Genomic DNA, 12866 nt, shown 5'->3' on the forward strand with positions numbered 1-12866 from the left:
CGCCCGTAGCGTCGCAACCATGACGCCCCCTCCCGCACCTGCCGTCGTCCTGCATGACGTGTCACTGACCTACGGCGCCGACGCCGCCCGCGTACACGCCCTGCGCAACGTGACCCTGAACCTGTACCGCGGCGAGTTCACCGCGATCATGGGTCCGTCCGGGTCCGGCAAGTCGACCCTGATGAACGCCATCGCCGGACTCGACGAGATCAGCTCGGGTCAGATCTGGCTGGGCGGTACCCCGCTCGCCGGCCTCGACGACACCGCGCGCACATTGCTGCGCCGCAACAACATCGGGTTCGTCTTCCAGTCGTTCAACCTGATCCCCACGTTGACCGCCGACGAGAACATCCGGCTGCCGTTCGTGCTCGCCGGCATCCGCCCCGATGACCGACAGCAGGCCTGGATCGCCCACCTCATCACCACGCTCGGGCTCGGTGACCGGCTCGGCCATCTGCCCGCGGAACTGTCCGGCGGACAGCAGCAGCGCGTCGCGATCGCGCGTGCACTCGCCCCGCATCCGACGATCATCCTCGCCGACGAACCTACCGGGGCCCTCGACACCCGTACCGGGCGAGAGGTGTTGGCGCTGTTGACCGCGGCAGCCCGCGAGTACGGGCAGGGCATCGCGATGGTCACCCATGATCCGGTCGCCGCGTCGCACGCCGACCGGATCGTCCTGCTCGCCGACGGCCGGATCGTCGGCGAATATCGGGGTCTGGATCCGCGCGAGATCTCCCGGCTCCTCATCGACCTGCAGGAGACGCCGGCATGAGGGCCACCGCCACGCGGCTGACCATCGGCTCACTGCGCGAATTGGCCACCGTCGGGGTGGTTTCGGCGCTCTCGGCCGCGTACGGCGCCGCCCTGATGACCGCATCGGACATGCTGTCGGTGTACGCCGTCCACAAGGGCGGGTCGCCGGGAAGGCTGCTCGACGTCGTCGCCGACGTCTTCATCCTTATCGCCCTGTTCGTGTCGGGGATCGTCATCAGCAATGGCGTCGGCACCGTCATCGCCGGACGCCGCAACCGGCTACGGTTGTTGCGGCTCGTCGGCGCGACCTCGGCACAACTGCGCGCGAGCATCACCCGCGCCGTCGTGCTCGTCGCGGCCCTCGGTGCCGTCGGCGGTGCGGTGCTCGGCACGATCGGCGGCGACATCACCCGAATCATTCTGGTACACAACGGCACGCTGGCGCACGGCGGCTACCGGATGTTGCCACCCGGAGTCCTCGTGGCGGTTGCCGCCGTGGTGGTGACCGGCGCCATCGCCGCCCGCGCCGGAACCCGCGCCACGCTCGCCGGGTTCGCCGCGGCGCCGGTGCTCGGTCGGGTCGGCGCCGGGCGACGTGTCTTCGCGGTCGTGGCAGCTCTCGCCGGCGGCGCACTGCTCGCCCTGGCTGCTGTCTTGGGCGAACATGGGAACCTGATCGGCTTCGTCGTCGCATTTCTCGGCGCCGCAACGGTTTCCGTGGGCGCACTGGTCGGCGCCCAACTGATCGTGCCGACCCTGGTGCGGCTGGGCGGGCGCCTGCTCGGCGGCAGCGCGGCGTCGGCGGTCGCACGCAAGAACGCGGTCGGCGATCCACACCGCACCACCCGCTCGGTGCTGGGCCTGCTGATCGGCGTCACCCTCGTCACCACCATCGCATCCGGCATGACCTCGGTGTCACGATCGGTCGACGAGTGGGACCTGACCCCCGCAAACGCCGCTGCCACCCGAGAAACCCTGGCCGTGATGACCGCGATTCTCCTTGCCGTGGTCGCGATCTCGGTGGTCGTCTCCGCCGTCGGCTTCGTCTCGACGATGTCGCTCACCGTGATCGGCCGGACCGCGGAGATCGGCATGCTGCGCACCATGGGATTCACTGCGCGGCAGGTACGTTCGATGATCTTCCGCGAATCACTGGCCATGTCGGGTACCGCGGTCGCCACCGGCCTGCTCCTCGGGATACTGTTCGGGACCCTCGGCAGCCAGTCCCTGGTCGGGGCGTTGACGTCGGGCGTGCCGATCGGACTGCCCTGGCCAGCCCTGGTAGCGATCGTCGTCGGGACCGTCGGCCTCGCGCTCGTCGCCGCCCTGCCGCCGAGCCGTCGGGCGGTGGCGGTCAGCCCGGTCGAGGCGCTCCGGATCGGCGCACAGCGGTAGACATCTCTCTCGGAAACCGCTTGGAATGCCTACCGTTCGGGTGGCACGGGATCACCGGCGGTGATCAGCGCCTTGATGTTGTCGAGCTGATCCCAGATGTTGACCTGCATCCCGGCCAGCACGCGACCGTCCTCGCCGACCCAGTAGGCGACGAATTCGCGACCGGCGACATCACCACGCAGCACGACCTCGTCGTCGGGGCCGGCCAGCCCGGTGTACTCCATGCCGAGGTCGAACTGGTCGGTGAAGAAGTACGGCAGATTGGTGTATTGCTCTGCTCCGCCAAGCACATTCGCGGCCGCAACGGCCGGCTGATTGAGTGCGTTGGCCCAGTGCTCGGTGCGTACCCGCCGCTTCAGAATCGGGTGCGCCGCGTTCACGATGTCGCCGACGACGAAGATGTCGGGATCGCTGCTGCGCAGCCCGGCGTCGACGAGGACTCCGCCGCCGTCGATGTCGAGTCCCGCCGATCGGGCCGGACCGAGTGCCGGGACCGCACCGGCGGCGACGAGCACGGCGTCGGCGTCGATGGTGGCGCCGTCGCCGAGCCGGATGCCGGTCGCCACCCCCGCGTCGACGAGGATCTCCTCGACCTGCGCGTTGGTGCGTATGTCGACACCGTGTTCACGATGTAGGCCCGCGAACACCTCGGCCACCTGCGCGCCCAGCACCCGCAGCAGCGGCAGTTCGCCGGCCTCCAGCACGGTGACCTCCGCGCCGCGTCCGCGTGCCGAGGCAGCCACCTCCAGCCCGATCCAGCCGCCACCGATGATCGCCAGCCGACGGCCCGGCCCGACGTCGTCATCCAAGGCATGTGCGTCGTCGAGCGTGCGCAGATAGTGCACGTGGGCGGCGTCGGCGCCGGGGAGATCCAGATGTCGTGAGGACGACCCGGTGGCAAGCACCAGCTTGTCGTAACCGAGGGTCGATCCATCGGGCAGCGCAACGGTTTTCGCCGCGGCGTCGATGCGTTCGACGGTGGTACCCGGGCGCAGGTCTATCTTGTTGTCGCGATACCAGTCGGCGTCGTGCACGGTGAACTCGTCGGGCTTCTTGGTGCCGGCGAGGAAGTCTTTGGACAGCGGTGGCCGCTCGTAGGGGAGCCGGTTCTCCGCCCCGATCAGCACCACGTCACCGTCGAAATCCTGTTGACGCAATGCCTCGGCGGTCTTGGCTCCCGCCAGGCCGCCGCCGACGATCACAACTGAGGTCATGGCGTTCCTGCCTTCCTGGAGGGGACGCGTTCCACCGTACCCGCGGCGCGCGGACCATTCCGATATACGCGCGAACCGCGGCTTAATCCGACGGGCCGGTGGACCGGTCACCCCGCAACCGTTTGCGGATCAGCTCGGCGCTGATCAGGCACATCGGCAGACCGATCCCCGGACGGGTGGAGGCACCCGCGTAGTAGAGGCCGTCGACCTTGCGGGAGCGGTTGGTGGCACGCAGAAAAGCACTCTGCCGCAACGTGTGCGCCGGCCCGAGTGCACCACCGGACCACGAGTTGACGTCGGCGACGAAGTCGGCGGGACCGATGGTGCGCCGCAGGACGATCCGGTCGGCGAGGTCGCCGATGCCCGCCCAGTCGGCGACGAGGTCGATGGCGCGGTCGGCGATCTGCTCGATCACCGGGTCACCGGATCCGTCCGGCCCACCGCGTCCCAGTTCGGGATCCGGTGGAACCGGTATCAGCACAAACAGATTCTCGTGGTCGGCGGGAGCGACCGAATCATCGGTGGCCGACGGCCGGCACACGTACAGCGACGCCGGGTCGGGAACCCGGGTGGGTTCGGTGAAGATCGCATCGAAGTTGTCGTGCCAGTCCGCGGTGAAAAACAGGGAATGATGCGCCAGTTGCGGCAACTCGCCGCGCACCCCGAGCAGCACCAGCACCGCTCCAGGTCCGGAGGTCCGCCGATTCCACCACCGTTGGCCGAAGGTCTGTAAAGGCTTTGGCAGCAACCGGGTTTCGAGGTGATGCAGATCCGCTGCGCCGATCACGACGTCGGCGGGCATCGTGGTCTCGGTGCCGTCGGGCCCGAGCACGCGGACGCCGGTGACCGCGGCGCGCCGGCCGATCGGCGCTCGCCGGCGAAGGCCCCGCGTGCAGATCTCGACAGCCGTTGTGTCCGTGTGTAATCGGGCGCCTTGCTCGCGCGCCACCTCGACGAGCGCGTCGACGAACCGGGCGAATCCGCCCTGCGGGTATCGCACCCCGTCGTCGAGGTCGAGCCAACTCATCAGGTGATACATCGCCGGCGCCCGTTCCGGACTGGCCCCGAGGAACACCGACGGATAGCCGAGGATCTGTCGCAGCCTGCGGTCGCGAAAGTGCCGGGCGGCGAAATGCTCCAGACTCTCGGTGAGCAAGCGCGCCAACAGCGGTACCCGGCGCAACAATTCGGCGCCGGCGAAGGCGGCCGGCGACTCGAAGTTGGTGTAGAGAAAGCGCCGCACCGCGACGTCGTAGGTGTCTTGGGCCGACTCCAGGTATTTGTCGAAGACGGCACCGGCTCCGGGTTCGATCCGCTCGAACATCTCGCGATTGCGGGCGCGATCGCCGGACACGTCGACCGACTCCGCCGTGCCCTCGCCCTCCCCGTCGTCTTCGAAGAACACCCGATAGCCCGGCTCGAGGCGCGTCAGATCCAGGTGTGCCTCGGTGGAGGTGCCCAGTAGCGCGAAGAAGTGGTCGAAGACCTCGGGCATCAGCCACCACGACGGGCCGGTGTCGAAGCGGAAGCCGTCACGTTCCCAGCGTCCGGCGCGACCGCCCGGCTCGGGGTTCTTCTCGACGACGTCGACGTCGTGGCCGTCGGCGGCCAGCAGCGCCGCGGTCGCCAACCCGGCCACCCCGCCGCCGATGATGACCACCCGCTGCGCACCGCTCATCGGGTCACCGCGTCGACAGTGCCCGGGCGGCCACGCCTGCGGACCGCGGCCACGGCGATACGCATCTTGGCGGGCGCCGGCACCCGCACGCGGCGGGTGACCGCCACCTCGGGCGGGGTCCGCCGCAGCCGTGCCGACAGGTCGGCGAACAGATCGTGGGCGACACACACGGCGACCCGCGACTGGCGGGGCAGTTCGGGGATCATGGCTGCGGCCGCGGCGAGGTCGGCGTCGATCTCGTCGAGCCATGCCCGCCATGCCGCAGCACTCGGCGCACGCGGGTCGAGCCCGGTCAGGTAGCGCCGGCCGAGTTCGCCGTCGTCGACGCCGAGGTCGCGCAAGAAATTGACCTTCTGGAAGGCGGCCCCGAGCCGGCGTGCGCCGTCACCCAGCGCCTCGTACCGGGCATCGCGGCCGGGGAGGTCGGCGACGAACACCCGCAGGCACATCAGGCCCACGACCTCGGCCGATCCGTAGATGTAGGCGGCCAGGCTCTGCTCGTCGTGGACGCTGTGGTCCAGGTCGGTGCGCATGGATGCGAAGAACGGGCCGGTCAGGGACGCGTCGATACCCACCCGGCGGGCGGTGCGGGCGAACGCATGCACCAGCAGGTTCGTGCTCGTCCCGGTGCCGAGCGCCGCGACTGTCTCGGCTTCGAGCTGATCGAGCGCGCTCCGCAGCCGCGCCGGATCGTGCCCGGGACGCGGCGCGTCGACGATCTCGTCGGCCAGGCGGGCCAGCGCGTAGACGTTGCGTATTTCCCGGCGTTCGCGTCCGGCCAGCAGCCGCGACGCCAGCCCGAACGACGACGAGTACCGCCGGATCACCAGGTCGGCGCTGGCCTCGGCGACGTCGTCGTAGAGCCGATGCGCCCCGGCCGTGGTGCGGTATCTCACGACGGGTCCCGGTCATGCCCGCGATAGGGGTCCGGTCCGGTCCCGAGCGCATGTACCTGGTCGACGAACCACGGACTCAACAACCACGGAGTGTGCCGGGCCGCCGACCAGACGTCGTCGATACCCGTCCACGCCACATCCATGACCTCGTCGGGATCGGGCCGCACCGCTCCGGCCGGGCGGGCCACGAACACCGGACACACCTCGTTCTCGACCACGCCGCCGGCGTCGACGGCACGGTAGCGGAAGTCGGGCAGCACGCAGCGCACATCGGTCAGGCGCAGGCCGAGTTCCCGCTGCGCATAGCGATGTACCGCGGCCTCGACGCTCTCCCCGGGACGTGGATGACCACAGAAGGAGTTGGTCCACACGCCCGGCCATGTCTTCTTGGCCAACGCACGCCGGGTCATGAGCAGCCGGCCCGCCTCGACGAGGTGGCACGAGAACGCGAGGTGCAGCGGAGTGGCAGCCGTATGCACCGACAGCCGGTCGGCAGTTCCGCACGGCGTGCCGTCGGGCTCGACGAGCACCACCAGGTCCTCGCTGCGGTCCTCGGTCATGTGCGCTCTACTCCCGTGCTCGGTCGCCACTTGCTGCCTCCAGCCAACAGCACGTGCGCGCCGGCGCCAATTCCGGTGGGCCCGGCCACCTCAGTCGCGGTGCAGCAGCGGCAGCAGTCGCTGGGTCTTCTCGGGTGTCCACCCCGGTGGTTGCAGGATGCTCGCCCATGACGACGGGATCGCCGACAGGTAGTTGTGGCCGTGCCCGTCCGGCACGTCGATCGAGACCGCCATATCCGCCGACACCTGCAAGAACGTGACGAACGGAATCCACGTCATCGCGCCGAGCACGTCGCGTCCGTGTGCTTCCTTGAGCCAGTCCGGCTCGTTGAGGATGAGCCTCGGCGACCACCAGGCGATCGGATCCGAGGCATGCTGCAGGTACACGATGTGCGGGTCGGCCCACGGCGCCGCCGGGCGGTCGAGATCTGCGGCATCGGCGATGAAGCGGACGTGCTGCCCACCGTCGTAGATGGGCAGCACCTGTGGTGAGCCCGCATCGCGCTCGGCGGTGGCGTCGCTCCACAGCCGGTTGTTGAACGTCGGTCCGACGAACAGCGCGCCGTCGGTACGGGCGACGACGGTCGGCACCGTGCCGAACGCGGCCTCGGCACCGAACGACCCCAGGCTCTCGCCGAACACCACGACCTTGGGTCGCCGACCCTCCGGCAGCGCCCGGATGCGAGCATCGACCGCCTCGAACAGTGCGCTGCCTGCCTGCCTGGCTCGTTCGCTGTCGACGAGGAATGACAACCAGCTCGGCAGATACGAGTACTGCATCGAGACAGTCGCCACGTTGCCGTTGTACATGTATTCCAGCGAGTCGACGGTGGACTTGTTCAGCCAGCCCGATCCGGTCGCCGACCCGATCGCCACCACCGCCCGATTCAGCCCGCCGGCCCGGACCAATTCGTCGGCGGCCAGTGCGGCATTCGCCCGCAGGTCGTCCCCCGACCCGAGACCGACGAAGGCACGGATCGGTTCCGTCGCGGGCGTCCCGTTGAACTCCGAAAGCTGTTGCGTACCAGGACCGTTCGCGACGAATTTCCGGCCCTCACGCCCGAGCGACGCCCAGCTGACCAACGATTCCGGTCCGCCCGATCGCAGGGCCGTCGCGGGCGGGTTGGTCGTCGGGTCGGTCTCGTCGTTGGCGGCGGCAAACGAGGCGTTGAGCCACTTCATCGAGTAATTGGCCACCACCCCGTTGAGGATGAACACGCTGATCAAGACGATCACCGTCACCCCGGCCACCGCCGAGATCCGAGGTGGTGCAAAGCGATTGAGCTTGTACACCGCCCAGACGACCAGCGCGGCCCACAGCTGTCCGATCACCATCAGGATCACGAACACGATCACCGCGACGACGAGGATGGTCGGATACGCCGTCCACGACAGCTGCCCGACCCGCATGAGCGACCGAATCTCGGTCTGCCACTCCGAATACCACCAGAACATGACGGCCGTGCCGACGGCGAACACGAGCGCCAGGCCCGCCCACACGTACCACGGTGGGGACGGCCACCGCCGGCCGCGCGAGATCATGAATCGCGCGAGCCAGGCGAAGAATGCGCCGAGGCAGTACCCGAGTGCGGCCGCCGCCCCGCTCACGATGCCCTGGAACAGGGGCCCGCGCGGCAGCAGCGACGGCGTCGCCGAGAGCCACAGGAACACGGTGCCCACCACCAGGCCGGAGAAACTGATGCGCCGGCAATAGGCCAGCGCGAGGACTCCGGCCCGCGACCATCGGGAACGGACGACGCTCGCCCCCACCGTGCCCGTCTCCCCCGCCGTGCTCGACTCCGGCACTGTGTCACGCTCCTGTTGTCCGTACTCTTGTGATTCGTTGCCCACGCGATTCGTTCCCGGCCCGCCGGGCACGTCAGTCGATACATCGTGGCAGAGAACGTCGGTCCGGGCGCGAGCAGCGGGGAGGAGACGATCGTGAACCGTCGGTTCGGTCTGCTCTGCATCGGCGTGGTGGCGATCCTGATCGTCGTCCAGATCCTGGTGTTCGGTCCGTCGATCCCGGACGGCGGGTGGTCGGTCTCGGTGGGGGCGGTCCTCATCCTCCTCATCGGAAAGGCAGTGGGGCTCACCTGGGACGATGTCGGGTTGTCGCCCCGCTCGATGGGTCGCGGCCTGCAATATGCGGCCGTCATCGTGGGGGCGATCGCTGTGATCGCCGCCGTCGGCGTGGCACTTCCGTTCACCCGGGAGCTTTTCCACAACGACGCCTACCGGGACGTAGGGCCGGCGCTCTACTCCGCGCTGATCCTCATCCCGCTGCGTACCGTGCTGGCCGAGGAGCTCATCTTCCGGGGCGTGCTGTTCGGTGCCCTGCGCCGGACCTTCACCCCGCGGACCGCGTTACTCACCCAAGCCGGGCTCTTCGGGCTGTGGCACGTGGCGTCGTCGCTGGGGTTGTCGGCGCACAATCAGGCGCTCGGTGACACCGTCGGGACGGGCGCGTGGGGCACCGCGGCCGGCGTCCTCCTTGCCGTGTTGGTGACCGGATTCGCCGGAATCATCCTGGGCTGGTTGCGTATTCGCAGTGGCAGCCTCCTCGCGCCGATCGCGTTGCACTGGGCGGTCAACGGCGTGGGTGCGATCGCGGCCGCGATCGCCTGGCATCTGCCGAGCTGAGCCGCTGCGACCGCCCACCGCCCGAACGCCACTATGCTCGATCGGGTGAATGCCGACACCGTCTCAGCCCAGCGCGCGACCCCGCAGGCCCCGAAGGTGCGCGCGGGAATCGTGGTCACCGGAACCGAGGTCCTCACGGGCCGAATCACCGACGAGAACGGTCCCTGGGTGGCACAGCGACTGCTCGCCATGGGCGTCGACGTTGCGCATATCACCATCGGTGGGGACCGTCCGGAGGATCTGACGGCGCAGCTGCGTTTCCTCGCCGACACCGGCGTCGACCTCATCGTCACCACTGGTGGGCTCGGTCCGACGGCCGACGATCTGACCGTCGAGACCGTCGCCCGCTTCTGCGAACGGCCGCTCTATCTCGACGACGACCTCGAAAGGCATATCGGTCAGATCATTTCGCGTTGGCAACGGCAACGCGGCGAGGCGGAGTCCGAATCCACCCGCGCCGGGACGCACAAGCAGGCCATGGTCCCTGGAGGGGCGCTCGCGATCCCGCCGGTCGGCACGGCCCCCGGTGTCGCGGTCCCGGCCGTCACCGACGGGGAACGCGGGTTGCCGGCGATCCTGGTCCTGCCCGGCCCACCCCGCGAGTTGCAGGGGATGTGGGACGCCGCGATCAGCGCCGCGCCCGTGGCCGCCGCCATCGCCGGCCGGGGCGATTTCCGCGAGCAGACCATCCGGGCCTTCGGCCTGTCCGAATCCGACCTCGCCGCCACGCTACGGAGCGTCGAGCCGCGGATCGCCGGGATCGGCGACCTCGAGATCACCACCTGCCTGCGTCGCGGCGAGGTGGAGATCGTCACCCGCTACCCCGCAGGCGCACAGCCCGCCTATGACGCGCTGGCCGACGAGCTGCGCGAGCACCATCACGGCGAGATCTTCTCCGTCGACGGCGCCACCATCGACGACCTGGTGGCGGCAACGCTGCAGGGCCGTACCGTGGCGACCGCCGAATCCTGCACCGGTGGCATGATCGCCGCACGCCTCACCGACCGCGCCGGATCGTCGGATTACGTCGTCGGTGGGGTGGTGTCGTATTCGAACGCGGCGAAGTCCGGAACCCTCGACGTTCCCGCAGAACTGATCGACGAGCACGGCGCGGTCAGCGAGCCCGTCGCCGCCGCCATGGCCGCGGGGGCGGTGCGGCGCTTCGGCGTCGACATCGCGGTGTCCACCAGCGGAATTGCCGGCCCCGGCGGCGGCACACCCGGAAAGCCGGTCGGCACAGTATGTTTCGGCCTCGCTTTCGCCGACGGCACCGCGCTGGCACGCACGCTGTACCTGCCCGGCGACCGCGCCGCCGTCCGCGAACGGTCCACCACCGTCGCGATGCATATGCTGCACCGCGCCCTGCAGCCGTAGGCTCGCCGATTACCGGCCGGAGCTGTGCTGGGACTGCGCCCACAGATCCGCGATGATGTGGGCGCCCGAGCCTCCGCCGATGGAGCCGAACGAGGTTCCGGCCCAGAGGTTCACGTCGTCACGGCCACCGGCAGCGGCGGCCGCCTTGCGGAGCGGGCTGGTCAGATGGTGGACGGCCGGATACTCGGCGGGTGCGGTCGAGTCGTAGGTGTCGGTGAAGTCGTTGCGCAGCGCGCGGGCCGGGCGACCGGAGAATGCGCGGGTGACAACGGTTTCGGTCGACGACGGACTCCGCAGCGCGGCTCGGTGCACGGTGCTGGTACCCGCCTCGTCGGAGTCGAGAAGGGCGGTACCGATCTGGACGGCGACGGCCCCGGCGGCCAGATTGTCTGCAACCGCCCGCCCGTCGCAGATCCCGCCGGCGGCGATCACCGGAATGTCGGTGCGCGACACCACCTCTCGGACGAGGGTGATCGCCGGGGTGGTGTTCGGCCGGGTGTCGAGATCGAGGGAGGCGCGGTGTCCACCCGCTTCGGTGCCCTGCACGCACAGTCCGTCCATCCCGATGGCGACCGCCCGGTCGGCATCGTCGGCACTCGCGACACCGGCGACGACCGCGATATCGGCATCATGCAATCGCGCGACGACGTCGACCGACGGCAGCCCGAAGGTGAAGGACACCACCGGAACCCGACGCTCGACGACGAGGTCGATCTTGGCCGCGAAGTGGTCGTCGTCGCCGTCGACGATCTCGGGCAATGGCACCCCGTAGCGCTCCGCCAAGGGCCGCAACGACTCTCGATACCGCTCGACGGCGGCGCGGTCACGGATCGGCGGGCCGGGGATGAAGATGTTGACGCCGTAGTCCACACCCACGTCAGCAACGGCGCCGATGTCGGAGTCGAGGACCTCCGGGGTCTTGTATCCGGCGGCGAGGAAGCCGAATCCGCCGGCCCGGGCGGCGGCGATCACCAGTCCCGGGGTCGACGGACCACCCGCCATCGGGGCCGCGATGATCGGTACCTCGAGCCCACGCAGATCGAACATCACTCACTCCTCTCCATCACGTTCGCCGTGTCACCGGCAAATCGCCGGCGATAGACCACCGGCGCCACTCCCACTGTCGTCGTGAAGTGGTGGCGGAGCAATGTCGCCGACGCGAAACCGGCCAGCCGCCCCACCTCGTCGACCGACAGCGCAGTGGTCTCGAGTAGATGTTTGGCGTGCAGCACGCGTTGCTCGGTCAACCAGCGTCGCGGCGGCATCCCGACCTCGTCGACGAACCGCCGCGCGAAGGTGCGCCCCGACATGTGCATCCGGGCGGCGAGATCGTCGACGGAGACGTCGTGATCGAGATGGGTGATCATCCAGTCCAGCAACTCGCCGAATCCCTCATCGGCGCACGTCGGCACCGGTGCATCGATGAACTGTCGCTGCCCGCCGTCGCGGTGCGGGGAGACCACCATCCGGCGCGCGATGCGATTGGCGATCGCCGACCCCCATTCCTCCCGAACCAGATGCAACGAGGCATCGATACCGGCGGCGGTTCCGGCGCTGGTGGTGATCGGCCCGTCGTCGACGAACAACACATCGGTGTCGACCTTGGCGTCGGGGAACATCCGCGCGAGCTTCTCGCCGTACCTCCAGTGGGTGGTGCAGCGTCGCCCGTCGAGGAGTCCGGCAGCCCCGGCCGCGAACGCTCCGGAGCAGACGGTGAGCACTCGGCCACCGTTGTCGACGACGGTCCGCAGGGTGCGTAGGACGTCTTCCGGGTAGTCCCCGGAGGTGCTGCCGCCCGGCACGGCGACCAGGTCGACGTCGAGGCACTCATCGAGGGTGTACGGGGCTGCGACCGTCACACCGTGGTCGACCTGCAGCGCCGCACCCGGCGTCGGTGATGCGACCCGGAAGTCGAAGGCGGGCACCCCGTCGTCGGTGCGATCGAGCCCGAACACCTCGTTGAGCACTCCGAACTCGAACAGGGCGACGCGCCCGAAGAGCAGAACGGCGACGGAGTTCAACATGAAGACCATTGTGGCAGATATTTTGCGAACAATGGCACCTCCGCCACTAGTGGCAGGAATTGAATGGGCGCATGCTTTCTGTCATGACTCCCCTGATCCTCACCATCGCAGCCCTCATCATCGTTCCCACCGCCGTGATCGTCTACCGTGTCCACCGGAAAGTCGGTGACGCACAACCGGTTCCGCTCGGTCACCTCGTCGGCCTGGCCGTGCGTGACGACCGTCCGTGGCGGTACGGCCCCGACACCGATCGCATCAATGCCGAGCTGCACACACTCCATCTCCAACGCCGCGACTCGGCATGAGTCAAACATGGGATGTTAGCC

At 69.1% G+C, this 12866-nt stretch carries 12 protein-coding genes; 5 read left to right on the top strand and 7 right to left on the bottom strand.

The genetic code is table 11. The annotated features are described in order from the left end of the window. Positions 1-19: 19 nt before the first annotated feature. Positions 20-775 (top strand): ABC transporter ATP-binding protein, encoded by a 756-nt coding sequence (locus ACPXB3_RS04355; protein WP_425706136.1) that lies wholly within the window; start codon positions 20-22, stop codon positions 773-775. Further along, on the top strand, positions 772-2151 hold the full coding sequence (locus ACPXB3_RS04360) for an ABC transporter permease (RefSeq protein WP_425706137.1): 1380 nt from the start codon (positions 772-774) through the stop codon (positions 2149-2151). Before ACPXB3_RS04355 ends, ACPXB3_RS04360 begins: the two co-directional genes overlap by 4 nt. Positions 2152-2180: 29 nt before the next feature. On the opposite strand, the gene ACPXB3_RS04365 is transcribed toward ACPXB3_RS04360, so the two are convergent. The 5 genes from ACPXB3_RS04365 to ACPXB3_RS04385 form a co-directional block, all read right to left on the bottom strand. Beyond that, positions 2181-3365, bottom strand: a complete 1185-nt coding sequence (locus tag ACPXB3_RS04365) for an NAD(P)/FAD-dependent oxidoreductase (protein ID WP_425706138.1) — start codon at positions 3363-3365, stop codon at positions 2181-2183. 82 nt (positions 3366-3447) lie between these two features. Continuing rightward, positions 3448-5043 (bottom strand): phytoene desaturase family protein, encoded by a 1596-nt coding sequence (gene crtI / locus ACPXB3_RS04370; RefSeq protein ID WP_425706139.1) that lies wholly within the window; start codon positions 5041-5043, stop codon positions 3448-3450. Beyond that, on the bottom strand, positions 5040-5939 hold the full coding sequence (locus ACPXB3_RS04375) for a phytoene/squalene synthase family protein (RefSeq protein ID WP_425706140.1): 900 nt from the start codon (positions 5937-5939) through the stop codon (positions 5040-5042). Before ACPXB3_RS04375 ends, crtI begins: the two co-directional genes overlap by 4 nt. Then, positions 5936-6499: an isopentenyl-diphosphate Delta-isomerase gene (idi, locus tag ACPXB3_RS04380; RefSeq protein WP_425706141.1), complete on the bottom strand. Its 564-nt coding sequence runs from the start codon at positions 6497-6499 to the stop codon at positions 5936-5938. The genes ACPXB3_RS04375 and idi overlap by 4 nt, the downstream gene beginning before the upstream one ends. A gap of 90 nt (positions 6500-6589) precedes the next feature. Next, a complete protein-coding gene (locus tag ACPXB3_RS04385) occupies positions 6590-8305 on the bottom strand; it encodes an alpha/beta hydrolase (protein ID WP_425726625.1) in 1716 nt (571 codons plus the stop codon). Between the two features lie 87 nt (positions 8306-8392). On the opposite strand from ACPXB3_RS04385, the gene ACPXB3_RS04390 reads away from it, so the two are divergent. After that, on the top strand, positions 8393-9142 hold the full coding sequence (locus ACPXB3_RS04390) for a CPBP family intramembrane glutamic endopeptidase (protein ID WP_425726627.1): 750 nt from the start codon (positions 8393-8395) through the stop codon (positions 9140-9142). Between the two features lie 96 nt (positions 9143-9238). Beyond that, entirely contained in the window at positions 9239-10516 is a 1278-nt protein-coding gene (locus ACPXB3_RS04395) for a competence/damage-inducible protein A (protein ID WP_425726906.1), read from the top strand. Between the two features lie 9 nt (positions 10517-10525). Here ACPXB3_RS04395 and ACPXB3_RS04400 read toward each other — a convergent pair whose 3' ends face one another. Together ACPXB3_RS04400 and ACPXB3_RS04405 are read right to left on the bottom strand one after the other, a co-directional pair. Further along, on the bottom strand, positions 10526-11563 hold the full coding sequence (locus ACPXB3_RS04400; protein WP_425726629.1) for an NAD(P)H-dependent flavin oxidoreductase: 1038 nt from the start codon (positions 11561-11563) through the stop codon (positions 10526-10528). After that, positions 11563-12540, bottom strand: a complete 978-nt coding sequence (locus ACPXB3_RS04405) for a GlxA family transcriptional regulator (RefSeq protein ID WP_425706146.1) — start codon at positions 12538-12540, stop codon at positions 11563-11565. Before ACPXB3_RS04405 ends, ACPXB3_RS04400 begins: the two co-directional genes overlap by 1 nt. Positions 12541-12623: 83 nt before the next feature. Here ACPXB3_RS04405 and ACPXB3_RS04410 point away from each other — a divergent pair, with 83 nt between their 5' ends. Then, positions 12624-12845 carry a hypothetical protein gene (locus ACPXB3_RS04410; protein ID WP_425706147.1) on the top strand — a complete coding sequence of 74 codons (222 nt, stop codon included), beginning with the start codon at positions 12624-12626 and terminating at the stop codon, positions 12843-12845. The last annotated feature ends 21 nt before the right edge of the window (positions 12846-12866 follow it).

It is taken from the genome of Gordonia sp. DT219, from assembly GCF_049847065.1.
Classification (GTDB): domain Bacteria; phylum Actinomycetota; class Actinomycetes; order Mycobacteriales; family Mycobacteriaceae; genus Gordonia.

Coding starts and splice junctions, on each gene's coding strand:
- ACPXB3_RS04360 (WP_425706137.1), top strand. CDS start 772: ATGAGGGCCACCGCCACGCGGCTGACCATCGGCTCACTGCGCGAATTG.
- ACPXB3_RS04355 (WP_425706136.1), top strand. CDS start 20: ATGACGCCCCCTCCCGCACCTGCCGTCGTCCTGCATGACGTGTCACTG.
- ACPXB3_RS04405 (WP_425706146.1), bottom strand. CDS start 12,540: ATGTTGAACTCCGTCGCCGTTCTGCTCTTCGGGCGCGTCGCCCTGTTC.
- ACPXB3_RS04400 (WP_425726629.1), bottom strand. CDS start 11,563: ATGTTCGATCTGCGTGGGCTCGAGGTACCGATCATCGCGGCCCCGATG.
- crtI (WP_425706139.1), bottom strand. CDS start 5,043: ATGAGCGGTGCGCAGCGGGTGGTCATCATCGGCGGCGGGGTGGCCGGG.
- ACPXB3_RS04410 (WP_425706147.1), top strand. CDS start 12,624: ATGACTCCCCTGATCCTCACCATCGCAGCCCTCATCATCGTTCCCACC.
- idi (WP_425706141.1), bottom strand. CDS start 6,499: ATGACCGAGGACCGCAGCGAGGACCTGGTGGTGCTCGTCGAGCCCGAC.
- ACPXB3_RS04365 (WP_425706138.1), bottom strand. CDS start 3,365: ATGACCTCAGTTGTGATCGTCGGCGGCGGCCTGGCGGGAGCCAAGACC.